Raw genomic sequence first — 21902 nt, 5'->3', positions numbered from 1 at the left:
TCAGACCACGACGTTACTCGTCATGGCCTGAAGCGTCCACCGCTCAGCAGTTGCCCATGCCCAGTTGCATCAAGGCCAATCCGCCCCGATGCCAACCCCACCAGGCAAACGCCAACAGCAGGATGGCGCCGGCAATCACCAACCAGGGGCCGACGCGACTCATGCCGCACCGGCCTGAACCTGCAGGCGCGCCACCGGGCGCTCGCGCACCGGCCAGTTCAACGCCGCCGCCAGCAGACTGAGCAGGATGGAGACCTGCCAGATCAAGTCGTAACTGCCGGTGCGGTCATACACCACGCCGCCCAACCAACCGCCCAGGAACGATCCCAACTGGTGGAACAGGAACACGATCCCACCCAGCATCGAGAGATTTCGCACACCGAACAGGGTGGCCACGGTGCCGTTGGTCAAAGGCACGGTGGAAAGCCATAAGAACCCCATCGCCATGCCGAATGCATAGGCCGTGGTGGTGGTGACAGGTAGCCAGAGGAACACGCCGATCACCACCGCCCGCGCCAGGTACAACCCTGTCAGCAGCCGTGGCTTGGACATACGTCCGCCGAGCCAGCCGGCGGTGTAGGTGCCGAAGATATTGAACAGCCCGACCAGGGCCAGCACCGTGGTGCCGACAGTGGCTGGCAAGTGTTGGTCCACCAGGTACGCCGGCAGATGCACACCGATGAACACCACCTGGAAACCGCAGACGAAAAAGCCGAACGCCAGCAACCAGAACCCGGAATGGCTGCACGCTTCGCGCAACGCTTCGGACAAGGTCTGCTCATGGCTAGCCAAGGGCATCGGCGTGTCCTTGAGCATGCTCACCAGCGGTACGATCAGCGCCACCAGCAAGCCCAAGGCCAGCAGTGCGGCGGACCAGCCGAGCCAGCCGATCAGGCCCAAAGTACCCGGCAACATGGCGAACTGACCGAAGGAGCCGGCGGCACTGGCGATACCCATGCCCAGGCTGCGTTTTTCCGGCGGCACAGCCCGACCGACCACCCCGAGGATCACCGAGAAAGAGGTGCCGGACAGACCAAGGCCAATCAGCAGCCCTGCACTCAATGACAGTGACCAGGCGGAATCCGCCAGTCCCATGAACACCAGGCCCAAGGTGTAGAGCGCACCGCCGATCAGCACCACTTTCGCCGCACCGAAGCGGTCGGCCAGCGCCCCGGTAAATGGCTGCGCCAGGCCCCAGATCAGGTTTTGCAGGGCGATGGCGAAGGCGAATACCTCGCGGCCCCAGCCGAACTCGGCGCTCATGGGTGCCAGGAACAGCCCGAAGCCATGCCGCACACCCAGAGACAACGCCAGAATCAGCGCGCTGCCCACCAGGACCCAACCACAGGTACGCCACATCGATACCATTTTTATTCTCCGCTCGCGGGTATATACCCGCTTATTATCGAACGAACCGGCTTCACGCCAGTTCATCCAGCAAGGCCAGCAGTGCCGTGCGCTTCTCGGCGCCCAGTTTATCGATCAATCGTTGTTGCGCCGCTTCCCAGGCGGGCAACGCCGCCGCCAGTCGGTCACGTCCGGCGGGGGTCAGCACGACGATGCGGTTACGCATGTCTTCACCTTCCGCAAGCGCCACCAGCCCCTCGCCTTCCAGCACCCGAAGATTGCGCCCCAGGGTGCTGCGGTCCAGGCCCATGGCCTCGGCCAGGGACGAAATGCTCGGCTGATCCAGGCGCTCCAGGTTGCTCAGCAAAGAATACTGGGCAACGTTGATCCCGAAGCCATCGAGAGCGCCGTCGTAATACCTGCTGACGCCTCGAGCGGCGCGACGCAGGTTGATGCACAGACATTGGGAAGGAAGCATGATGCGTGTATATACCCGTTAACTGGATGAATGCAAATTTAAATGTATCGCCTAACCAGGAACATCTCTGGGAGTAACTTGTGGGAGTAAGGCTTGCCCGCGATGAAGTCAACGCGGTGAGGCTTGATATCGAGGTGTCTTCATCGCGGGCAAGCCTTGCTCCCACGGACCTCCGCATGGCGTCAGACCAATGCCACCCCCACCAACACTGCCATCTCAAGAAGCTCCAACAAGGCCCCGGCCGTGTCGCCGGTGCACCCACCCAGCCGGCGCAACATCATCTGCCGCAAGGCGATGAACACCACCGCGGCGATGATCAACGCCGAGATCCCGGTCCAGCCCGCCACCAGCACGCACCCCAGCGCACAGGCCGACAAGACCTGCCACCCCGCGGGTCGCGGCAGGTGGTCGGCGAGTGCCTGGCCCAACCCGCCGGCACGCACATAAGGCGTGGTCAGGAACAGACCCAGCAGCGCCGCACGCCCCAATACCGGCACGATGAGCAACACCAGGGCCTGTCCTTGTTCGAGCAGCGCCAGCAACGCCGCGAACTTGAGCAGCAGCACCAATACCAAAGTGATCACGGCAATCGGTCCGCTGCGCGGGTCTTTCATGATCAGCAGCGTGCGTTCGCGGTCGCCAAAACCTCCGAGCCAGGCGTCAGCACTGTCGGCCAGGCCATCCAGGTGCAGACCGCCACTGAGCAGCACCCATGCCGTCAGCAACAGCGCGCCATGCAGCAGCAACGGCGTACCGAGCAGCAAGGTGTTGAAGCCCCAGAGCAATGCTCCGAACAACAACCCCACCAGCGGGTAGAACAACAGCGAACGGCCAAGCTCCTCAGGCTCCGGCATGCCCGGCAGGCGAACCGGCAAACTGCTGAGAAATTGCAGGGCGATCCAGAACGGCAGCATCTTCAGCTTATCTCCGTAAAGACCGGACCGGACGACACCCGAAGGGAGAATCGCGCACCGTGGGCTACTTCAACGTTGAGCAGTTGCTCCCGGGGCAGGCCTCGGGCCTGGGCCAGCAGCAACTTCATCACGCCGCCATGGCTGACCAATAACACCCGCTGCCCCGCGTAAGCCGCGTGCAGGCGCTCCACCGCCGCCAGGACCCGCGTCGAAAACGCCAGCACCGGCTCACCGTCGGGGGGCGTGAAAGCATAAGGATCGGCCCAGAACCGGCCCAAGGCCTCGGCGTCCGTGTCCATCAGCGCCGCTGCGCTGCGACCCTCCCAAGCGCCGAAATGCAGCTCTTGCAGATCCGCGTCCACGTGCACCGGCAGGTTGAGTCGGCTACCAAGCTGCTCGGCAAAACGCGCACACCGCTGCAACGGCGAACTCACCAGCCGATCCCAGGGGCTATCCGTTGCCACAGCGGCGTGCATTTGCTCCCAGCCCCTGGCCGTCAACGCATCGTCGAGGCTGCCACGCAAGCCGCCGCCCAGCTCGGTTTCGCCATGGCGCAGCAGGTCCAGACGCAAGGTCATGCCGGGCGATCCGCCACGGCCGCTTCGGCAAACGTCGCCATTTGCCCGTGCAGGTCACAGGCCAGGCGCAACAGCGGTACCGCCAGCGCGGCGCCACTGCCCTCGCCCAGGCGCAGGCCCAGGTCGAGCAGCGGTTCGGCACCGAGTGTTTCCAGGACGTGGCGATGCCCCGGTTCGGCGCCACGATGGCCGAACAGCAGCCATGGCCGGCACCCGGGATTGAGGCGCACCGCCACCAATGCCGCAACGCTGCAGATAAAACCGTCCACCAGTACTGCGATGCCTTGCTGCGCGCAGGCCAGGTAGGCACCGGCCAGCGCGGCGATTTCAAACCCACCCAGGTTGAACAGCGTCTGCAACGGATCGCTGCTCTGGGCTCGATGCAGCGTCAGGGCACGCTCAATCACTTGGGCTTTGCGACTGACCCCTGCCGCGTCCAACCCCGTGCCCGGCCCGACCAGGTGAGCCACCGGGCAATCGAGCAAGGCGCAGGCCAGGGCACTGGCCGCCGTGGTGTTGCCGATGCCCATCTCACCCCCGATGAACAACTGCGTGCCGCTGGCAGTCGCGCGAGCAACGCTGTCGCGTCCGGCTTGCAGGGCCTGCTCGCCCTGGGTCACGGTCATCGCCGGGCCCTGGACGAAATTCGCCGTGCCGGGACCGACCTGCAGATGCCGTACACCGGGCAGGTCCAGCGACGGCGTCACGGTCCCCAGGTCCACGACCTCCAACGCAGCGCCCAATTGCCGCGCCAGGACGCTGATGGCCGCGCCGCCGCTGACGAAGTTGAGCAGCATCTGCCCGGTGACCTCCTGGGGATAGGCCGAAACGCCCTCGGCTACCACCCCATGGTCGCCGGCAAAAATCGCGATCCACAGTCGATCCAGGCTTGGCGTGACCTGCCCTTGCAGACCCGCCAGTTGCACCGCCACCGATTCGAGCCGCCCCAGGGAACCGGCTGGCTTGGTCAGTTGTTGCTGACGGGCCGCGGCTTGTTCCAGGGCCTGGGTATCGAGGGACTTGCACGGGTCCAGCCACCAGCGGTGATTCATAACGCAGTACCTTTGAGGGTCAGGGGCAGGCCGGCAACAGTCAGCACAACACGCTGACAACGTTCGGCCAGGGCTTGATGCAGCCAACCGGCTTCATCGACATAACGGCGAGTCAACTCGCCCAGCGGCACGACACCCATTCCGGTCTCGTTGCTGACAAAAATGATTTCACCGGGCAGTGCGACCACACAGTCCAACAGTGCGTCGCGCTCCTTGCCCAGTCGCGGGGCGTCATCGAGCATCAGCAGGTTGGTCAGCCACAAGGTCAGGCAATCCACCAGCAGGCAATGTCCTGGCGCAGCGTTGTCCCGCAACACCTGGGCCAGGGCCAGCGGCTCTTCCACCAGCGCCCATTCGGCCGGACGACGCGCGCGATGCAGGGCGACTCGCTCGTTCATCTCGCCGTCCAGGGGTTGACTGGTGGCGATGTAGGTCACCGGCAAGCGAGTGCCCACTGCGAGTTTTTCAGCCAGGCGACTCTTGCCGGAGCGGGCGCCGCCGAGGATCAGTTGGAGCATGGTGTATTACCTTTCAAATAGGCGGTGTTGCTGCCAGCCCCATCGCGAGCGGGCTCGCTCCCACATTGGCCCGGTGTCCGCAATCCCCTGTGGGAGCGAGCCTGCTCGCGATAGGGCCAGTCCAGCCACCCTAGATCCCACAAAGTTGGCGCAACAACCCGGTATCCAGATGCTTTTCCACCAGATCCGCCAGCCGCTCGATGTCCCGCTCGCGCAAGCCGTGATAATCCACCGCTTGCACGTCCGCCAACCCGGCCCAACGCAACAAGGCGCTGCTGGACTCGGGCGACTCGAACAGGCCGTGCAGGTAGGTGCCGAGAATCTGTCCGTCGAGGCTCCGGGCCCCGTCGCAGCGGCCATCATCCAACTGCACCAAGGGCTGTTCCAGCGCCGGACCGACGGTCACGCCAGCATGGATCTCATAGCCACTGACCTCGGCATTCTCCAGGGTCAATCGTCCTCGGACATTGCGCAGCTGCTTCTCGTGCTCCAGGGTCGTTTCGAACGCCAGGAGCCCCAGTCCGTCGCTGGAGCCCGGCGCGCCTTCCAGTCCCAGCGGATCGTGAACCTGTTGGCCGAGCATCTGCAAGCCGCCGCAGATCCCCAGCAGCTTGCCGCCATAGCGCAGATGCCGCTGGATGGCCGCTTCCCAGCCATGGGCCCGTAGATGTGCCAGGTCGCTACGCACGCTCTTCGACCCCGGCAGGATGATCAGGTCGGCTGGCGCGATGGCCTGGCCAGGGCCGATGAATTGCAGGTCAACCTGCGGGTGCAGGCGCAACGGATCGAAATCGGTGTGATTGCTGATGCGTGGCAGCACCGGCACCACCACCTTCAGCACCTGCTCGGCCTTGTCAATCTGACGCCGATCCAGGCCGTCCTCGGCCTCCAGATGCAGGTCCGTCACGTAGGGCAGCACGCCCACCACCGGCTTGCCGGTGCGCGCTTCCAACCAGTCCAGGCCCGGTTGCAGCAAGGCGATGTCGCCGCGAAAACGGTTGATGATGAAGCCCTTGACCCGCACCTGTTCGCTGGGCGAAAGCAACTCCAGAGTGCCCACCAGATGGGCGAATACCCCGCCGCGATTGATATCGGCAATCAGCAGCACGGGGCAGTCCACCGCTTCGGCAAACCCCATGTTGGCGATGTCACCGGCTCGCAGATTGATCTCGGCCGGCGACCCCGCGCCTTCCACCATCACCACCGGATACGCCGCGCTCAACCGCTGGTGGGAAGCCAGCACGGCCTGCATCGCGATGGCCTTGTAGTCGTGATAGGCCACGGCGTTCATGGTGGTGACCGCACGGCCGTGGATGATGACCTGGGCCCCCGTGTCGCTGTTGGGCTTGAGCAAAACCGGGTTCATGTCGGTATGCGGCTCGAGACCGGCCGCCTGGGCCTGCACGGCCTGGGCACGACCGATTTCGCCACCGTCAGTGGTCACGGCGCTGTTGAGGGCCATGTTCTGCGGCTTGAATGGCACCACACTCACACCCTGGCGCCGGACCCAACGGCACAGCGCCGTAACCAGGGTACTTTTACCGGCATCGGACGTGGTGCCTTGCACCATCACTGTGGTCATTGGAAGTCCTTGGCGTAGGCCTCGAAAGCCTGTTCGAGGCGCAGGAATTCGGCCTCATCGGCCGGCAACCCGAAGCGCAGGCTGCTGTTGTTCGTGAACAGCCGCAAGAGAATGCCGCGATGGGCCATGAAGTCATGAAGCACCTGCGCGTGTTCGGTGATCAACCACTGGAACAACCCGCAACCACCCTGGGGTTTGAAACCGTAACGGGCCAGCAGCAGCGCCAGGCGTTGACTGGCGGCTTCGCAACGCTCTCGCTGACGGCTGTGAGCGGCGGTGTCGAGCAAACAAGCCTGGCCCAGGACCCGGGTCGGCCCGCTGACCGCCCACGGCCCGACCTGTTCGGCGAGCAACCTGAGCAAATGCTGCTCGGCCAGGACAAACCCCAGACGAACCCCGGCCAGGCCAAAGAACTTGCCGAACGAACGCAGCACGATCAGCCCGACCTGATGGGCATGGGCGGCCAGGCTCAGTTGCGGGGTGACATCCATGAAAGCCTCGTCCACCACCAGCCAGCCGCCGCGTTGGGCCAACCGGGCGTGCCAATCCAGCAAACGTTCAGGGCTCAGGTTCAGGCCCGTGGGATTGTTCGGGTTGACCACCACCAGCACATCGAGACTGTCGAGGAAGAAATCCACCTCCGGCTCCAGCATCTCACGCACGATGTAACCGCTGCGGCGCCAAGCTTCGGCGTGCTCGGCGTAACAGGGCGACAGGACGCCGACCTTGCCGCTGCGACGCAAGCGTGGCAACAACTGGATCGCCATTTGCGAACCGGCCACCGGCAGTACCTGGGCCGCACCATAATAAGTGCGGGCAGCCTGCTCCAGCCCGTCATCGGTTTCAGGCAGGCGCGCCCAGGCCCGCAATGGAATCGTCGGGACGTCGAACGGCCACGGCGCCAGACCGCTGGACAGGTCGAGCCAATCCACCTCGGCAATGCCATATTGCCGGGCCGCCTTGCGCAGGCGTCCGCCGTGCTCAAGCATAGAACTCAGCTCCCAGGCAGAGAATCAGCAACCACAACCATACGCCGCGCTGCACCAGTTGCCAGCCGCGATCAATGGAATCCGCGCTCGCCGGCACGCCTTCGCCCAGCGGTGGACGCTGGTGCAGTTCGCCGTGATAGACAGCCGCGCCCCCCAGCTCGACGCCCAGCGCACCGGCACCGGCGGCCATGACGGGCCCGGCGTTGGGGCTGTCCCAGGTCGGGCCCTGGCTGCGCCAGCACCGGAGCGCCAGGCGGGTTTTGCCAAGCAGCGCATAGGTCAACGCCACCAGCCGAGCCGGAATGTAGTTGAGTACATCGTCGATTTTTGCCGCCGCCCAGCCAAAGCGCTCGAAGCGTTCGTTGCGATAGCCCCACATGGCGTCGAGGGTATTGCTCAAGCGATACAACACCACGCCGGGGACCCCCGCCACGGCGAACCAGAACAGTGCGGCGAATACAGCGTCGCTGCCGTTCTCCAGCACCGACTCGGTGGCCGCGCGGGCGACGGCGGTTTCGTCCAGCTCACGGGTTTCGCGGCTGACCAGATAGCCGACACGCTTGCGCGCTTCGTCCAGATCGCCGCTGCGCAGCGCCCGGGCCACCGGCTCGACATGCTCGCCGAGGCTGCGCAGGCCGAGGGCGCAGTACAACGCCAGGATATCCACCAGCCACCCCACCAGCGGCGTCCAGGACAGGGCCGTGGCGAGCAGGGTCAACGGCACTACCGCAATGACCCACGCCGTGACCCCATGGCTGCGCCAGCCACGCCCGCCGGAATTGAAACGTTGTTCGATGCGATCGGCAAAGCGGCCGAACGCCACCAACGGATGCCCACGCCGGGGCTCACCCAGTAGTGCATCCAGCGCTACGGCGGCGGCACTGAGCAGCGCGACACTCATGGGTTCACTCCCCAATGGTTTTCATAGAGCAATTCATTGAGTGACCGCGGTTGTGCCCAGCCCTCCAGGGCGAGCATCGGTGCCGGATAAAAACTCTCCACCGGGCCGAGGCAGAGTATCGCCAGGGGCTTGGCGCCCGCAGGCAGGCCCAGCAGATCGGCCAGGGCCTGGGGCTCGAACAGCGAAACCCAGCCCATCCCCAGCCCTTCGGCGCGGGACGCCAGCCACAGATTCTGGATCGCGCAGGACAGCGAGGCGAGGTCCATTTCCGGCAAGGTCCGACGGCCGAAGATGTGCCGCTCGCGGTCATCCATCAACGCCGCTACCAGTATTTCGGCACAGTCATTGATGCCCTCGACCTTGAGCTTCATGAACTCATCGCTGCGTTCGCCCAGGGCCTCGGCGGTGCGGATGCGCTCCTGTTCCACCAATTCCCGGATAGCTGCCCGCAGGGCGCGGTCACTGATGCGGATGAACCGCCAAGGTTGCATCAGGCCCACACTGGGTGCCTGGTGGGCGGCTTCCAACAGCCGGCGCAGCAACTGGGGTTCCACGGTGCCACCGGTGAAATGCCGCATGTCGCGGCGTTCGGCGATGGCGCGGTAGATGGCGTCGCGTTCGGCCTGGGGGAATGCGTTGTCAGTCATGGCCTCTTCGCGAGCAGGCTCGCTCCCACATTGGGTTGGTGTTCACAGTTGGATGGGTATTCACCATTCCCTGTGGGAGCGAGCCTGCTCGCGAAAGCGGCTTCAGGGTCCGGCGCCAACAGCGCGGCGATGGCCCTCGGATTCGATGGAAAATAGAAATGCACATAGGAAGCCGTCATCCGCCCCTGCCGGAACACCGCCTCCGCGCCACGCCCACCGTTAGGGCTATGACCACGGGCGATCGGCTCCAGGTCGGTGCTGGTCAGCGAATGATGGTAGGTGTGTCCGCGCAGATTGCCTTCCGGCAGTTCCACCGATTGCAGCGCAAGGGCGGCCAGGCGCTTCTGCATCTGCGCGTCACCGGCGAGCAAACCGAGCAGCTCGGCGCGATTGCCCTCGACATCGGTCAGTGAATCCAGCAGATACAGCATGCCGCCGCACTCCGCCAACAACGGCTTGCCAGCGTCGTGGTGAGCGCGGATCGCCGCCAGCATCGGCGCATTCTGCGCCAGGGCAAGGTGATGCAGTTCGGGATAACCGCCAGGCAGGTACAGGCTGTCGGCCTCGGGCAGCTCGCGGTCATGGATCGGTGAAAAAAAGCGCAACTGCGCGCCCATGGCCCGCAGCAGATCGAGGCTCGCCCCATAAGTGAAGGCAAACGCTTCGTCCCTGGCCACAGCGATGCGGACCCCGTCGAGCCACGGCTGGGCGGCACTCACCTCGGGAGCGGCGAACGTCACCGCCGGCGGAAGCGTCACTTCGCAACTGCCGGCCAGGGCCTCGGCTGCGGCGTCGAGGCGCAGGTCCAGGTCGTTCAGCTCGCTGGCCTGGACCAGCCCGAGGTGACGACTCGGCAGTTCGATCCCGGTTTCCCGGGACAACGCGCCGTACCAGCGCAGGCCTTCGGTGAGACTGCCCTCAAGCAATTGTGCATGACGCAAGGTGCCGACACGGTTGGCCAGCACGCCGGCGAAGGGCAGGTCCGGCTGATAGCGCGCCAGCCCGAGGGCCAGGGCGCCAAAGGTCTGGGCCATGGCCGTGCCGTCGATCACCGCCAGCACCGGCACACCGAAATGCCGCGCCAGGTCGGCGCTGGACGGCGTGCCGTCGAACAACCCCATCACCCCTTCGATCAGGATCAGGTCCGCTTCGGCGGCAGCTTCCCACAACAACCGTCGACTTTCCTGCTCGCCGACCATCCACATGTCCAATTGATAGACCGGCGCGCCACTGGCACGCTCCAGGATCATCGGGTCGAGGAAATCGGGGCCGCATTTGAATACGCGCACCTTGCGCCCCTGGTTGCGATGCAACCGGGCCAGGGCGGCGGTGACGGTGGTCTTGCCCTGCCCCGACGCCGGGGCGGCAATTAGCACCGCCGGGCATTGGCGGTCCGGAAACGAAGCGTCACTCACAGTTCGACGCCTTTCTGTGCCTTGATGCCGGCCTGGAAGGCGTGCTTGATCATGCCCATTTCGGTGACGGTGTCCGCCAGCTCGATCATTTCCGGCTTGGCGCCGCGACCGGTCACCACGACATGCTGCATGGGAGGACGCGCCTGCAGATCGCTCAGGACCTGATCGAGATCGAGGTAACCATGCTTGAGGGCAATGTTCAGTTCGTCGAGCACCACCAGGCCAATGGACGGATCGCTCAGCAACTGGCGCGACACGGCCCAGGCCGCTTCGGCGGCTGCGATGTCGCGCTGTCGATCCTGGGTTTCCCAGGTAAACCCTTCGCCCATGACATGAAAGCGCACCTGCTCCGGGAAGCGCCGGAAGAACAACTCCTCACCGGTGCTATTGCGGCCCTTGATGAACTGCACCACGCCACATTGCATCCCATGCCCCATGGCCCGGGCCAGCATGCCGAAGGCCGAACTGCTCTTGCCCTTGCCGTTGCCGGTCAGCACCAGCAGCAAGCCGCATTCGTTCGGGGCATTGGCGATACGCTCGTCGATCACGGCTTTTTTGCGCAGCATGCGCGCCAGGTGACGCTCGTCGCGGTCGGACGCATCTGTATTGGGGGAGCCGGTCATGGGGAAGCCTCCGTTGGGAACTGGATAACGGCAGGCGGGCACAGGAAAAGACGGCAACAAGCCTGGCATCGCCCACCGTGATGCCGTTGGATGAATCAGGCCGGTCTCCGGGCTCATGAGCGGCGTGATGCCGGGCTGCGCGCCTTCCCATGTCGAGACACAGTGGCTTGCTGGCAGCTTTGACTCATTTACCGTTGCGGGGGCAGCGCCGGGTTCTCACCGGTTTCCCTGTTTCACTCTGTCGACCCGGGTCACAGAGCACCTGAAACAAGTCGCGAAGGTTAGAGGGTTGGGGATGGAGCGTCAATTAAAGCCGCCACGAGCCCAGCACTGATCACGGGCCTGGATCAATAAAGTGACGCCAATCTTGTGTCACGCTGCGGCAAGTGATATCAAATAGGCATTACGACCCGATATCACAAAAACAAGAGGGCAAAAAACATGCAAGGCATGATCATCAGCAATCCAAGGCTGGAATTCCTGCGCCCGGTGCTGGAACGCTGGTTTGACTGTATCGATCGCTACAACGCCGTGCGCGGCGATAACGACACGCCTTACTGGTTCGATGAAAAAGCCAACCTCGGCCTGCTCTCGGCCGCCGCCTGGATGGCCGAGATGGTCACGCTGCAACACACCGCGACCCGCAAACAGAATGAAGAAGGCGAACGCAACGTCAGTGCCGACCTGTTCATTGCCGGGGCCGAGGACCGCGCGTTCATCCAGGCCACCCAACGCTGGCCTAAGGTCAAGAGCCTCAACCTGACCCAACCCCTGCTGGATGTCACCAGCGATGCCAAGCGCATCAGCTACGCCACTGACCTGAAGCTGGGCTGCCTGTTCGTCGCCCCGCAAAAAGCCCAGCAAAGCACTACGCCCGAAGAACTCCAGGACATGATCGAAGACCTGCAAAAGGAAAACACCTGCGCCGTGGCCTGGTACTTTCCTTACAACTATCGCAAGTTGCGCAACGAGGCCGGTCATTACCATCCGGGCATCGCCGTGCTGTTCAAGCAGGCCCACGGCTGACCGGTTGAACCATCGCCGGTATATGCTTCTCTATGAATAACCACATGCATTCATAGGGAAGCCAGCATGCTCAAGCCACCGCACCTCCTGATCGTCGCCCTCGCCGCAGGGCTTGTCGCTTGTGGCGAGTCTTCCACACTGCAAGTCTCCGACGGCACTGGCCCATCGCCAAAACTGCCCGAACCGAACAAGACCCTGGTCCCCACCGTCAACATCGCCGAAGCCGTCGGCTGGCCCCAGGGCGCCAAGCCAACCGCGGCCGAAGGCCTGCAAGTAGGGGCGTTCGCTGAGGGACTGGACCATCCGCGCTGGCTCTACGTGCTGCCCAATGGCGACGTGCTGGTGGCGGAAACCAACGCCCCGCCCAAGCCCGACGACGCCAAGGGCATCCGTGGCTGGGTGATGAAAAAAGTCATGGGCCGCGCCGGCGCCGGCGTCCCCAGCCCCAATCGCATTACGTTGTTGCGCGACGCCAACCATGATGGCATCGCCGAAACCCGCACGGTCTTCCTGGAAAACCTCAACTCGCCATTCGGCATGGCGTTGGTGGGCAATGACCTGTACGTGGCCGACACCGATCGACTGATCCGCTTCCCCTACAAGGAAGGCGACACACAAATCAAGGCTCAGCCGACCAAGGTCGTCGACTTGCCGGCCGGCACCATCAATCATCACTGGACCAAGAACGTGATCGCCAGCCGTGACGGCAGCAAGCTCTACGTCACCACCGGTTCGAACAGCAACGTCGCGGAAAATGGCATGGAAGCGGAGGAAGGCCGCGCGGCGATCTGGGAAGTGGACCGCGCCACCGGCAATCACCGCATTTTCGCTTCGGGCCTGCGCAACCCTAACGGCCTGGCCTGGGAGCCGCGCAGTGGTGCCTTGTGGACAGCGGTGAACGAGCGGGATGAGATCGGCAGCGACCTGGTGCCGGACTACATCACCTCGGTCAAGGACGGCGCCTTCTATGGGTGGCCCTACAGCTATTACGGACAGCATGTTGACGTGCGGGTCGAGCCACAGAACCCGGCGCTGGTGGCGAAGGCCATCGCCCCGGACTACGCGGTCGGCCCACACACGGCCTCATTGGGCCTGACTTTCGCCGAAGGCAGCGCCCTGCCTGCGCCCTTCACCGAAGGCGCGTTCATTGGCCAGCATGGTTCCTGGAACCGTAAGCCCCACAGCGGCTACAAAGTGATATTCGTACCGTTCAACGGCGGCAAACCGGCGGGAGAACCCGTGGATGTGCTGACCGGGTTCCTGAATGCAGATGAAGAAGCCCAGGGCCGGCCGGTGGGCGTGGTGATCGACAAGCAGGGCGGCTTGCTGGTGGCCGATGACGTGGGAAACAAGGTGTGGCGGGTTTCGGGTAAATAAGCTGCCAATGGCCTGCAAAGAGCTTTGTGGCGAGGGGATTCATCCCCGCTGGGCTGCGCAGCAGCCCCAAAGCAGTCAACTCAATCTGCCTGATACACCGGATGGTCTGGTTTTAGGGCTGCTGCGCAGCCCAACGGGGATGAATCCCCTCGCCACAAATGTCATTCCAATCAGGAACTGCGCTTAAAGCTTGCGACACAAGGTCAAGCCATCCCCCAACGGCAACAGCGACAGATCCACCCGTCGGTCATCCTTCAAGGCGCGGTTCAGGGCCTGGATGGCGCGGGTGTCCTCGCTCTGGGGCTGGGCTTCCAGCACCCGTCCGCTCCACAGCGTGTTATCGAACATCACCAACCCACCTCTGCGCAGCAACCGTAGCGCACGCTCCAGGTAAGCCGGGTAGTTGGCCTTGTCGGCATCGATAAAGATCAGGTCGAACGTGCCGCCCTGCCCTTGGCGCTCAAGGTCGTCGAGGGTTTCCAGGGCCGGCGCCAGCCGCAGCTCGATCCGCTCGGCCAGCCCGGCTTCGCGCCAATAACGCAGCGCCACGGCGTTGTAGTCGCCGGGAATATCGCAACAGATCAACGAACCATCTTGCGGCAAGGCCGAGGCCAGGCACAACGCGCTGTAGCCCGTGAACGTACCGACTTCCAGCAAGCGTCGGGCGCCGGTGAGCTTCACCAGCAATGCGAGAAACTGCCCCTGCTCGGGCGCTATCTGCCAGCGCGCCATGGGCAGCGCCTGGGTCTCGTCCCGCAAACGTCGCTGCAAGGGCGTCTCCCGCAGGGAAACGTCCAGCAGATACTGGTACAGGGCATCATCGAGATTGAGGGTGCGAGCGGTCATGACAACCTCCGCGAATCAGGGATAACGCGCCAGGTGCTCCGGTTGCAGCACCCGCTTGGCGCTCAGATAGGCTTTCTGCCAATAGGCCTTGGACAAGCTGTCGAGCTTGACCGTACCACCGGTGGCCGGCGCATGAACGAAGCGCCCCTCACCGACGTAGATCCCCGCATGGCTGACCTGGGAGCCACCGTTGGTGGCGAAGAAAATCAGGTCACCACTCTGCAGCGCGTCCTTACCGACATCCGGGGCGCGCATGCCGATCATCTCGCGGGTCGAACGTGGCAGGGAAATACCGGCGGCATCACGGTAGACGTAACCGATCAGACCACTGCAATCGAAACCCGAATCCGGCGTATTGCCGCCCCAGCGGTAGGGCGTCCCAACCAGGCCCAACGCCCGGAAGAGCACATCTTCGGCGGCCGGAGGCAGAGGTTGCGAGGGAGCAAAGACCACTGGAGCCCGAACAGGCGCGGGGGGTGGCGTACGGCTTGCGCACGCGCTGAGCAGTGCGGCAAGGCAGATAAGAGCGAGGCGGGCCGACGTCGACATATGCAGAACAATCCTGATCTGGATGCGGCTTTTCTGCCGTGGACATGAAAACAAATCCGCCTGCGGAGTACGCAGGCGGATTGCCATCAATCAATGATCAAGGATTCTAGCGGCTATGAGGCAAACTTCAAGTAAGACTTTAAGTTTGCCTTACAAACTGTGCGCTTACTTGCGAGCGGTGACCACGGTCGGAGCCATGGCGAGGGCGCGCTTGGCTTCGATGAAAGTCTTGTTCCAGTAGGTGTCACCCAGGCTGTCGATCCGCACACCACCGCTACGGCGGCTGCTGGAATGGATGAACTGGTTGTCGCCCAGGTAGATACCGGCGTGGCTGACGCGTCCGCGACGACCGCTGGTGCTGAAGAACAGCAGGTCACCGGGTTCCAGTTGATTACGTGCCACCAGGGGGGCGTTCACGTTGATCATTTCCCGCGTGGAGCGTGGCAGGCTCATGCCGGCCTCTTCGCGGAACAGGTAGCCGATGAAACCGCTGCAATCGAAGCCGGCTTCAGAGGTGCCACCAAAACGGTAACGGGTGCCGATCAACGACATGCCGCGTTCCAGGATGCTGTCGGCCAGCACCGGAAGCTGGTAAGGCTTGTTGCCGGCGAAGGCTGCCAGCTCTTTGTCGTTGGCCATTTCTTCCTGGAAGGAGACGGAGGAAGACTGGGCGGTAACGGTGTTCTGAACCTGTGGTTGTTGTACTTGCTGGGACACTGGGGAGTGGGCAGCGCAACCGAACAACAGGGTAACGAGTGCGAGAGGCACGAGGGGTGCGAAGCGATTTAGCATGGGCACGACCGTGGCTGAAGTAGTAAAGATGGCGAGACTATGCCTTCTATCGACTTCATTTGCAAATTCAATCGATGCAAATGTGACTTCTCGGTTTTACGTTTACATCTAAGCGCTTAAGCCCATTTTGAAAGTCATGTGGCCTGCCGCCCAGCAGGACCGCGGGTTTCGCCGTGTCCGGACAAGGCCAGGAGCCACTACTGGCAACGGTTCTACCAGCCCAAGGTTTCTTTCAAAAAAGGAATAGTCAGCTTGCGCTGGGCCTGAAGGGAAGCCTGGTCGAGGCGTTCGAGCAATTCGAACAGCGCACTCATGCTGCGGGTGCCACGGGTGAGGATGAAATGCCCGACTTCGTCGGTCAGATGCAGGCCACGGCGGGAAGCACGCAGCTGCAAGGCACGGAGCTTGTCTTCATCGGACAGCGGACGCATCTGGAAAATCAGCGCCAGAGTGAGACGGGACTTGAGATCCGCCAGTTTCACCGGCAGCTCCCGCGGCGACGTCGAGGCAGCGATCAGCAAGCGCCGACCGCTGTCCCGCAGCCGGTTGAACAGATGGAACAGCGCCTCTTCCCAATCAGCCTTGCCGGCAACGGCCTGGAGATCGTCCAGGCAGACCAGTTCGTACTGTTCAAGGTTGTCGAGGATTTCCACGCCGCGATCCAGCAACTCGGCCAGCGGCAGGTACACCGCCGGCTCGCCCAACTGCTCGAACCGCAGGCAAGCGGCCTGCAACAGGTGCGTGCGCCCTACCCCGTCCTTGCCCCACAGATAGATCAGACTCTCGGTCCAGCCAGCGTCGGCTTCGCAAAGCCGCTCGACATAGCCGAGTGCAGCGGCATTGGCGCCTGGGTAGTAGTTGATAAAGGTGGCGTCATCACGCAGACGCACACCTAGGGGCAGCTGAATCGGTTTCATGCTGGCTGGACAGCTCCAAAGGAACCGTGAGTGGCCTCTGTGTAAAGTTGGCAAAGTCTATACCCGTGGCGCGGACCGCACAATGCGCCGGACCACGAGCAAAATCAAAGGTTTGCAGCGACAACGCCAGGGAGCGACGGTTTTCCTGACATTCACCCTACAGCTCGGGGTCTTCGGCGCCGCTGTAGATGTCCGAATCCTTGTACAAATCATGCATGTGCCGCACCAGCACCATGATGACGGCTGCCACCGGCAGCGCCAGCAGGATCCCGGTGAAGCCGAACAACTCGCCGCCCGCCAGGATCGCGAAGATCACCGCCACTGGATGCAAGCCAATGCGATCCCCCACCAGCAACGGCGTCAGCAACATGCCTTCCAGAGCCTGGCCCACCATGAACACCGCCACGATGCCCACCATGGGGTAGAGATCGCCGCCAAACTGGAACAACCCGGCGATCAATGCCGCGCCAATGCCGATCACGAACCCCATGTACGGAACGATGGCGGCCAACCCGGCGATCATGCCGATCAGGAGCCCCAGCTCCAGACCCACCAGCATCAACCCCGCCGCATAGATGAAGCCCAGCGCCACCATCACCAGCAACTGCCCACGCACAAAGGCACCCAGCACTTCGTGGCATTCACCGGCCAGGGTCATGATGCGCTCTTCGCGATGACGGGGCAGCAGGCTGCGGACCTTGGCCATCATCAAGTCCCAATCCCGCAACAGGTAGAAGCTCACGACCGGAATCAGCACCAGGTTGGCCAGCCAACCGATCAGCGCCAGGCCCGAGGCGGTGGCCTGGCTCAGCACGACGCCAACAATGTCGGTGGTCTGGCCCATGTGAGCGCTGATGGCCTCCTTGACCTTGTCGAACTTCCAGAAACCATCCGCCAACCCCAGTTTCGACTGCACCCACGGCACCGCCGTGTGCTGCAACCAGTCGAGCATCTGTGGCGCCAGTTCGTACAGACGCACCAATTGCTTGGCGAGCATCGGTATCAAGACCAGCAACAGGGCGCTGACAATCAAGGTGAACAGCGTAAATACCGCCACTACGCCCCAGGTTCTCGACAGACCGAGCTTTTCCAGGCGATCCACCACCGGGTCAAACAGATAAGCCAGCAGCAACGCAACCAGGAACGGCGTCAGAATCGGATGCAGCAGATAGATAAACGCGAACAGCAGGGCAATCCCGCCCAACCAGAACCAACGCCGCGTATCGCCCATGAACCACTCCCAGCTATATAAAGAAAGAAAATCTACCAGCGGAACCGCAGACTGGCCGTCGGCGCGGGCGCCGGTGCTGCTGCCGGAACCGTTCCATCTGTAGCCGGCGGAACCGCAGGCGTCGGGGCAACCGCTTCACCGGCGGGAATTTCCTGCAGCTTCGCCAGGGCCAGTTGCGCCTTCAGTTGCTCCGCGCTGCCGTTGACCCGATAGACGATCCGGTCACCTTCGACCCGCTGCACCTGCCCACCGAACGGTTCGAGCAAACGCCCAAGGGCGGCATAACGCTCAAGATTCATGCCCTGCACTTCCAACGACTGCTCGGTGGCCACACCCGGCTTGGCCACGAAGCGCGGCGCCAGGCGCTGACTCACCGCCAGCATCACCGCATCGGCCAGCGCAGCCTGATCGGCGCCCTGGACAGTGCCTTGCTCGCGTTGATCACCCAGCCACAGGCGCCAGGTCCCGTGCCACTGACCGCCCTCTTCCTTGGCATGGACCGCCAGCAGGGCATCCGCCGCGTATCGCTCCGAGGCATCGTGCAACGGCGCCGGATCGCTGCCTTCCAGGTTCGGTGCGGTGGCAACGATCTGCTCGCTCAAGTCCGCCAGCGGCAAGTGCAGCGCCAGGCCCCGGTGCTGGGCGGCACGGCGCAACGGCGTGGCGCTGGCCTGACCATCGCCCACCAGGCTGGAGCCTTCAGCCGAGTCGTTGAGCCACCAGCCCAGGATCGATGGTCGGTTCACGCCCCACAGCGACAGCCCTGCCGAGCGCAAGGCCCGGTCGGTGCTCGCCGGATCGAAGTCGACCTTGAGGCTTTCCGGAGGACCAGCGTCGTAGCCATATTGAAGAATGATCTGCTGCGGGTCCTTGCGGATCGCCGCCAGCCCCGGGTTCTGGGCGGCCTTGACGTCACCGGTCAGGCGCAGCACCAGCGTATCCAGGGCGCGCAACGTCGCCTGGTCACGCTCTTCCGGCGTCTGGCTGCTCACCGGTTCGAGCACTTGATAGAGGCCGTTGAGGGTTTCGGCATGGCTCGCCAGACTGATCAGCGACAAGCAGCCCACGGACAAGAATTTGAACAAACGCATGGAATATTCCCGGACATAAACGACTGGAACAAGCCGTGTGAAGAAACGGAGCATGGCTGTGACCACAGCACCTGGCAAAACATTCACACACCCGATGGAAGTTTCGCACCGCGTAACCATAGCCGGTTACCGCTACACCTTATACAGGCGCACCGCGCAGCACCAACAGAAGAAATATCGGTTTTTTTCCTCGGATATGTCCCTGCCCGTCGGCGCGAGGATGGCCGCTGCCCCACAAGCCTGATAAAATCGCGCGCCTTCGCAGACCGGCAATGGCTGGGCACCCGGAATAATTCGTACAACGGTTATTCAAAGGCCCCGGCGATCGGTCGTTACCCAGAAATCCCCCCTAAAGGCCTGGATCATGAGCAAGCAACCCTCCCTGAGCTACAAGGACGCCGGTGTAGACATCGACGCCGGTGAAGCATTGGTCGAACGCATCAAGAGCGTCGCCAAGCGCACTGCGCGCCCGGAAGTCATGGGCGGCCTGGGCGGTTTCGGCGCCCTCTGCGAGATCCCGGCCGGCTACAAACAACCGGTGCTGGTCTCGGGCACCGACGGTGTGGGCACCAAGCTGCGCCTGGCGCTGAACCTGAACAAACACGACAGCATCGGCATCGACCTGGTGGCCATGTGCGTGAACGACCTGGTGGTCTGCGGTGCCGAGCCGTTGTTCTTCCTCGACTACTACGCCACCGGCAAGCTGAACGTCGACACCGCCGCCCAGGTCGTGACTGGCATCGGTGCCGGCTGTGAACTGTCCGGCTGCTCCCTGGTCGGCGGCGAAACCGCTGAAATGCCAGGCATGTACGAGGGCGAAGACTACGACCTGGCCGGCTTCTGCGTCGGCGTCGTGGAAAAAGCCGAGATCATCGACGGCTCGAAAGTCGCCACCGGCGATGCCCTGCTCGCCCTGCCGTCTTCCGGCCCGCACTCCAACGGCTACTCGCTGATCCGCAAGATCATCGAAGTGTCCGGCGCCGACATCGAAAACATCCAGCTCGACGGCAAGCCACTGACCGACCTGCTGATGGCCCCGACCCGCATCTACGTCAAGCCGCTGCTCAAGCTGATCAAGGACACCGGCGCCGTCAAGGCCATGGCCCACATCACCGGCGGCGGCCTGCTGGACAACATCCCGCGCGTCCTGCCAAAAGGCGCCCAGGCGGTGGTCGACGTGGCAAGCTGGACCCGCCCGGCGGTGTTCGACTGGCTGCAAGAGAAAGGCAACGTCGACGAAACCGAAATGCACCGCGTGCTGAACTGCGGCGTGGGCATGGTGATCTGCGTGGCTCAGGAGCACGTCGAGACCGCCTTGAACGTGCTGCGTGAAGCGGGCGAACAGCCTTGGGTCATCGGCCAGATCGCAACCGCGGCCGAAGGCGCTGCCCAGGTCGAGCTGAAAAACCTCAAGGCTCACTGATGCAGGAAAACATGCCTGCAACCTGTGACGTCGTGGTGCTACTGTCCGGCACCGGCAGTAACTTGCAGGCGCTGATCGACAGCACACGGACCGGCGACAGCCCGGTCCGTATCCGCGCGGTGATTTCCAACCGCGCCGATGCCTACGGCCTGCAACGTGCCAAGGACGCGGGTATCGACACCCGTGTCCTGGATCACAAGGCGTTCGACGGCCGCGAGGCCTTCGACGCCGCACTGATCGAACAGATCGACGCCTTCACTCCCCACCTGGTGGTCCTGGCTGGCTTCATGCGCATCCTCAGCGCTGGCTTCGTGCGCCACTATCAGGGCCGCCTGTTCAATATCCACCCATCGCTGCTGCCCAAATACAAAGGGTTACACACTCACCAGCGCGTGCTGGAGGCCGGAGAGACCGAGCACGGCTGCTCGGTGCACTTTGTCACCGAGGAACTCGATGGCGGACCACTGGTCGTACAGGCAGTAATACCGGTAGAGTTGCACGACACGCCGCAAAGCCTGGCAGAACGGGTTCACGCCCGGGAACACCAGATCTACCCGATGGCCGTGCGTTGGTTTGCCGAAGGACGGCTGACCCTCGACGATCGTGGTGCCTCACTGGACGGCCAGTTGCTCGCCGCCAGCGGCCATTTGATTCGACACTAGGAGATTTTATGCGTCGCGCCCTGCTCTTCGCCTGTGCTCTGCTTGCCTTGCCCCTGGCACAGGCTTCAGACCTTCAACCGTTCTCCGCCAGCTACACCGCCGACTGGAAGCAGCTGCCGATGAGCGGCACCGCCGAGCGCAGCCTGACCAAGGAGGCCAACGGCACCTGGAAGCTGAGCTTCAAGGCGTCGATGATGATCGCCAGCCTGACGGAAGAAAGCACACTGACCCTGGACAAGGACACGCTGCTGCCGCAGTCCTACCACTTCGAACGCGGTGGCCTGGGCAAGGCCAAGAAGGCCGACCTGGACTTCGACTGGAGCACGAAGATGGTCACCGGCACCGATCGCGGTGATGCGGTGAAGCTGCCGCTGAACCGTGGCATGGTCGATAAATCCACTTATCAGTTGGCCCTGCAGCACGACGTCGCGGCCGGCAAGAAGAGCATGAGCTACCAGGTCGTCGATGACGGCGAAGTCGATACCTACGACTTCCGCGTGCTGGGCTCGGAAAAGGTCGACACCAAGGCCGGCCAGATCGACGCGATCAAGGTCGAGCGCGTACGCGATCCGACACAGAGCAAACGCACCACCGTACTCTGGTTCGCCAAGGACTGGGACTACCTGCTGGTCCGCCTGCAACAGGTCGAGACTGACGGCAAGGAGTACAACATCATGCTCCTGGACGGCACGGTCAACGGCAAGCCTGTGAAAGGCAGCTGATCGACGCGAACACCAGGAAGCCCCGCCGATGCGGGGCTTTTTTTTGCCTGGATTTCGACTCTGTGGGAGCTTTGTGGGAGCAAGGCTTGCCCGCGATGCAGGCGCCTCGGTTTCTGCCGACCGCGTCATCGTTTATCGCGAGCAAGCTTTGCTCCCACGGGGCCTGCATCACTCAAGCGTGGTTTCTGCCACATGAAACCTTTTTCATGAACCACCCGCCTG

The 21902-nt window shown here is 63.3% G+C and carries 23 protein-coding genes and 1 riboswitch; of the genes, 5 read left to right on the top strand and 18 right to left on the bottom strand.

Features of this window, described 5'->3' with window-relative positions:
* Nucleotides 1-159: 159 nt before the first annotated feature.
* The 12 genes from FGE05_RS21180 to cobO all read right to left on the bottom strand — a co-directional run bounded on the left by FGE05_RS21180 (nucleotide 160) and on the right by cobO (nucleotide 11044).
* Nucleotides 160-1368: an MFS transporter gene (locus tag FGE05_RS21180; protein WP_139647979.1), complete on the bottom strand. Its 1209-nt coding sequence runs from the start codon at nucleotides 1366-1368 to the stop codon at nucleotides 160-162.
* Between the two features lie 52 nt (nucleotides 1369-1420).
* Nucleotides 1421-1825, bottom strand: a complete 405-nt coding sequence (locus tag FGE05_RS21175; protein ID WP_139647977.1) for a MarR family winged helix-turn-helix transcriptional regulator — start codon at nucleotides 1823-1825, stop codon at nucleotides 1421-1423.
* 182 nt (nucleotides 1826-2007) lie between these two features.
* Entirely contained in the window at nucleotides 2008-2739 is a 732-nt protein-coding gene (locus FGE05_RS21170) for an adenosylcobinamide-GDP ribazoletransferase (RefSeq protein WP_139647976.1), read from the bottom strand.
* A 2-nt stretch (nucleotides 2740-2741) separates the two neighbouring features.
* Complete coding sequence (gene cobC, locus FGE05_RS21165; RefSeq protein ID WP_139647974.1) at nucleotides 2742-3317, bottom strand: alpha-ribazole phosphatase family protein; 576 nt, start codon at nucleotides 3315-3317, stop codon at nucleotides 2742-2744.
* Entirely contained in the window at nucleotides 3314-4369 is a 1056-nt protein-coding gene (gene cobT, locus FGE05_RS21160) for a nicotinate-nucleotide--dimethylbenzimidazole phosphoribosyltransferase (protein WP_139647972.1), read from the bottom strand. The genes cobC and cobT overlap by 4 nt, the downstream gene beginning before the upstream one ends.
* Complete coding sequence (cobU, locus tag FGE05_RS21155; RefSeq protein ID WP_139647970.1) at nucleotides 4366-4887, bottom strand: bifunctional adenosylcobinamide kinase/adenosylcobinamide-phosphate guanylyltransferase; 522 nt, start codon at nucleotides 4885-4887, stop codon at nucleotides 4366-4368. The genes cobT and cobU overlap by 4 nt, the downstream gene beginning before the upstream one ends.
* A gap of 130 nt (nucleotides 4888-5017) precedes the next feature.
* Nucleotides 5018-6469, bottom strand: a complete 1452-nt coding sequence (locus tag FGE05_RS21150; protein WP_139647968.1) for a cobyric acid synthase — start codon at nucleotides 6467-6469, stop codon at nucleotides 5018-5020.
* Complete coding sequence (cobD, locus tag FGE05_RS21145) at nucleotides 6466-7458, bottom strand: threonine-phosphate decarboxylase CobD (protein ID WP_139647966.1); 993 nt, start codon at nucleotides 7456-7458, stop codon at nucleotides 6466-6468. Before cobD ends, FGE05_RS21150 begins: the two co-directional genes overlap by 4 nt.
* A complete protein-coding gene (gene cbiB, locus FGE05_RS21140) occupies nucleotides 7451-8359 on the bottom strand; it encodes an adenosylcobinamide-phosphate synthase CbiB (RefSeq protein ID WP_139647964.1) in 909 nt (302 codons plus the stop codon). The genes cobD and cbiB overlap by 8 nt, the downstream gene beginning before the upstream one ends.
* Nucleotides 8356-9006: a 5,6-dimethylbenzimidazole synthase gene (gene bluB, locus FGE05_RS21135; RefSeq protein WP_139647962.1), complete on the bottom strand. Its 651-nt coding sequence runs from the start codon at nucleotides 9004-9006 to the stop codon at nucleotides 8356-8358. The genes cbiB and bluB overlap by 4 nt, the downstream gene beginning before the upstream one ends.
* Entirely contained in the window at nucleotides 9003-10421 is a 1419-nt protein-coding gene (locus FGE05_RS21130) for a cobyrinate a,c-diamide synthase (protein ID WP_139647960.1), read from the bottom strand. Before FGE05_RS21130 ends, bluB begins: the two co-directional genes overlap by 4 nt.
* Entirely contained in the window at nucleotides 10418-11044 is a 627-nt protein-coding gene (gene cobO, locus FGE05_RS21125) for a cob(I)yrinic acid a,c-diamide adenosyltransferase (protein WP_139647958.1), read from the bottom strand. Before cobO ends, FGE05_RS21130 begins: the two co-directional genes overlap by 4 nt.
* 80 nt (nucleotides 11045-11124) lie before the next feature.
* A riboswitch (cobalamin riboswitch) is annotated at nucleotides 11125-11325 on the bottom strand.
* Between the two features lie 160 nt (nucleotides 11326-11485).
* On the opposite strand from cobO, the gene FGE05_RS21120 reads away from it, so the two are divergent.
* The gene (locus tag FGE05_RS21120) at nucleotides 11486-12070 is read left to right on the top strand and encodes a hypothetical protein (protein WP_139647956.1); all 585 of its coding nucleotides are present in this window, start codon (nucleotides 11486-11488) and stop codon (nucleotides 12068-12070) included.
* A gap of 66 nt (nucleotides 12071-12136) precedes the next feature.
* On the top strand, nucleotides 12137-13447 hold the full coding sequence (locus FGE05_RS21115; RefSeq protein WP_139647954.1) for a sorbosone dehydrogenase family protein: 1311 nt from the start codon (nucleotides 12137-12139) through the stop codon (nucleotides 13445-13447).
* 183 nt (nucleotides 13448-13630) lie between these two features.
* Here FGE05_RS21115 and FGE05_RS21110 read toward each other — a convergent pair whose 3' ends face one another.
* The 6 genes from FGE05_RS21110 to FGE05_RS21085 all read right to left on the bottom strand — a co-directional run bounded on the left by FGE05_RS21110 (nucleotide 13631) and on the right by FGE05_RS21085 (nucleotide 18873).
* A complete protein-coding gene (locus FGE05_RS21110; protein WP_139647952.1) occupies nucleotides 13631-14293 on the bottom strand; it encodes a class I SAM-dependent methyltransferase in 663 nt (220 codons plus the stop codon).
* A gap of 15 nt (nucleotides 14294-14308) precedes the next feature.
* Nucleotides 14309-14842, bottom strand: a complete 534-nt coding sequence (locus FGE05_RS21105; RefSeq protein ID WP_139647950.1) for a C40 family peptidase — start codon at nucleotides 14840-14842, stop codon at nucleotides 14309-14311.
* 165 nt (nucleotides 14843-15007) lie between these two features.
* Nucleotides 15008-15634, bottom strand: coding sequence for a C40 family peptidase (locus FGE05_RS21100; protein ID WP_041020804.1), 627 nt, complete (start codon nucleotides 15632-15634; stop codon nucleotides 15008-15010).
* 212 nt (nucleotides 15635-15846) lie between these two features.
* A complete protein-coding gene (gene hda / locus FGE05_RS21095; RefSeq protein ID WP_003178999.1) occupies nucleotides 15847-16551 on the bottom strand; it encodes a DnaA regulatory inactivator Hda in 705 nt (234 codons plus the stop codon).
* 157 nt (nucleotides 16552-16708) lie between these two features.
* On the bottom strand, nucleotides 16709-17782 hold the full coding sequence (locus tag FGE05_RS21090; RefSeq protein ID WP_139647948.1) for an AI-2E family transporter: 1074 nt from the start codon (nucleotides 17780-17782) through the stop codon (nucleotides 16709-16711).
* 32 nt (nucleotides 17783-17814) lie between these two features.
* On the bottom strand, nucleotides 17815-18873 hold the full coding sequence (locus FGE05_RS21085; protein ID WP_139647946.1) for a DUF2066 domain-containing protein: 1059 nt from the start codon (nucleotides 18871-18873) through the stop codon (nucleotides 17815-17817).
* 364 nt (nucleotides 18874-19237) lie between these two features.
* On the opposite strand from FGE05_RS21085, the gene purM reads away from it, so the two are divergent.
* Genes purM through FGE05_RS21070 form a run of 3 tightly spaced genes read left to right on the top strand, consistent with a single transcriptional unit; the run spans nucleotide 19238 to nucleotide 21680 of the window.
* Nucleotides 19238-20296: a phosphoribosylformylglycinamidine cyclo-ligase gene (purM, locus tag FGE05_RS21080; RefSeq protein ID WP_047700498.1), complete on the top strand. Its 1059-nt coding sequence runs from the start codon at nucleotides 19238-19240 to the stop codon at nucleotides 20294-20296.
* An 11-nt stretch (nucleotides 20297-20307) separates the two neighbouring features.
* On the top strand, nucleotides 20308-20958 hold the full coding sequence (purN, locus tag FGE05_RS21075) for a phosphoribosylglycinamide formyltransferase (RefSeq protein WP_139647945.1): 651 nt from the start codon (nucleotides 20308-20310) through the stop codon (nucleotides 20956-20958).
* 8 nt (nucleotides 20959-20966) lie between these two features.
* Complete coding sequence (locus tag FGE05_RS21070; RefSeq protein ID WP_041020213.1) at nucleotides 20967-21680, top strand: DUF3108 domain-containing protein; 714 nt, start codon at nucleotides 20967-20969, stop codon at nucleotides 21678-21680.
* Nucleotides 21681-21902 lie beyond the last annotated feature (222 nt).

Origin of the sequence: Pseudomonas sp. ICMP22404, assembly GCF_006227205.1 — a bacterium.
GTDB lineage: Bacteria > Pseudomonadota > Gammaproteobacteria > Pseudomonadales > Pseudomonadaceae > Aquipseudomonas.
The sequence above is the reverse complement of the archived record's forward strand: the minus strand, read 5'-3'. Positions and strand labels throughout refer to the sequence as shown.

What these genes read in the sequence shown, in the direction of transcription:
- FGE05_RS21180 (WP_139647979.1), bottom strand. Translation starts at nt 1,368, where the DNA reads ATGGTATCGATGTGGCGTACCTGTGGTTGGGTCCTGGTGGGCAGCGCG.
- FGE05_RS21175 (WP_139647977.1), bottom strand. Translation starts at nt 1,825, where the DNA reads ATGCTTCCTTCCCAATGTCTGTGCATCAACCTGCGTCGCGCCGCTCGA.
- FGE05_RS21170 (WP_139647976.1), bottom strand. Translation starts at nt 2,739, where the DNA reads ATGCTGCCGTTCTGGATCGCCCTGCAATTTCTCAGCAGTTTGCCGGTT.
- cobC (WP_139647974.1), bottom strand. Translation starts at nt 3,317, where the DNA reads ATGACCTTGCGTCTGGACCTGCTGCGCCATGGCGAAACCGAGCTGGGC.
- cobT (WP_139647972.1), bottom strand. Translation starts at nt 4,369, where the DNA reads ATGAATCACCGCTGGTGGCTGGACCCGTGCAAGTCCCTCGATACCCAG.
- cobU (WP_139647970.1), bottom strand. Translation starts at nt 4,887, where the DNA reads ATGCTCCAACTGATCCTCGGCGGCGCCCGCTCCGGCAAGAGTCGCCTG.
- FGE05_RS21150 (WP_139647968.1), bottom strand. Translation starts at nt 6,469, where the DNA reads ATGACCACAGTGATGGTGCAAGGCACCACGTCCGATGCCGGTAAAAGT.
- cobD (WP_139647966.1), bottom strand. Translation starts at nt 7,458, where the DNA reads ATGCTTGAGCACGGCGGACGCCTGCGCAAGGCGGCCCGGCAATATGGC.
- cbiB (WP_139647964.1), bottom strand. Translation starts at nt 8,359, where the DNA reads ATGAGTGTCGCGCTGCTCAGTGCCGCCGCCGTAGCGCTGGATGCACTA.
- bluB (WP_139647962.1), bottom strand. Translation starts at nt 9,006, where the DNA reads ATGACTGACAACGCATTCCCCCAGGCCGAACGCGACGCCATCTACCGC.
- cobO (WP_139647958.1), bottom strand. Translation starts at nt 11,044, where the DNA reads ATGACCGGCTCCCCCAATACAGATGCGTCCGACCGCGACGAGCGTCAC.
- FGE05_RS21120 (WP_139647956.1), top strand. Translation starts at nt 11,486, where the DNA reads ATGCAAGGCATGATCATCAGCAATCCAAGGCTGGAATTCCTGCGCCCG.
- FGE05_RS21115 (WP_139647954.1), top strand. Translation starts at nt 12,137, where the DNA reads ATGCTCAAGCCACCGCACCTCCTGATCGTCGCCCTCGCCGCAGGGCTT.
- FGE05_RS21110 (WP_139647952.1), bottom strand. Translation starts at nt 14,293, where the DNA reads ATGACCGCTCGCACCCTCAATCTCGATGATGCCCTGTACCAGTATCTG.
- FGE05_RS21105 (WP_139647950.1), bottom strand. Translation starts at nt 14,842, where the DNA reads ATGTCGACGTCGGCCCGCCTCGCTCTTATCTGCCTTGCCGCACTGCTC.
- FGE05_RS21100 (WP_041020804.1), bottom strand. Translation starts at nt 15,634, where the DNA reads ATGCTAAATCGCTTCGCACCCCTCGTGCCTCTCGCACTCGTTACCCTG.
- hda (WP_003178999.1), bottom strand. Translation starts at nt 16,551, where the DNA reads ATGAAACCGATTCAGCTGCCCCTAGGTGTGCGTCTGCGTGATGACGCC.
- FGE05_RS21090 (WP_139647948.1), bottom strand. Translation starts at nt 17,782, where the DNA reads ATGGGCGATACGCGGCGTTGGTTCTGGTTGGGCGGGATTGCCCTGCTG.
- FGE05_RS21085 (WP_139647946.1), bottom strand. Translation starts at nt 18,873, where the DNA reads ATGCGTTTGTTCAAATTCTTGTCCGTGGGCTGCTTGTCGCTGATCAGT.
- purM (WP_047700498.1), top strand. Translation starts at nt 19,238, where the DNA reads ATGAGCAAGCAACCCTCCCTGAGCTACAAGGACGCCGGTGTAGACATC.
- purN (WP_139647945.1), top strand. Translation starts at nt 20,308, where the DNA reads ATGCCTGCAACCTGTGACGTCGTGGTGCTACTGTCCGGCACCGGCAGT.
- FGE05_RS21070 (WP_041020213.1), top strand. Translation starts at nt 20,967, where the DNA reads ATGCGTCGCGCCCTGCTCTTCGCCTGTGCTCTGCTTGCCTTGCCCCTG.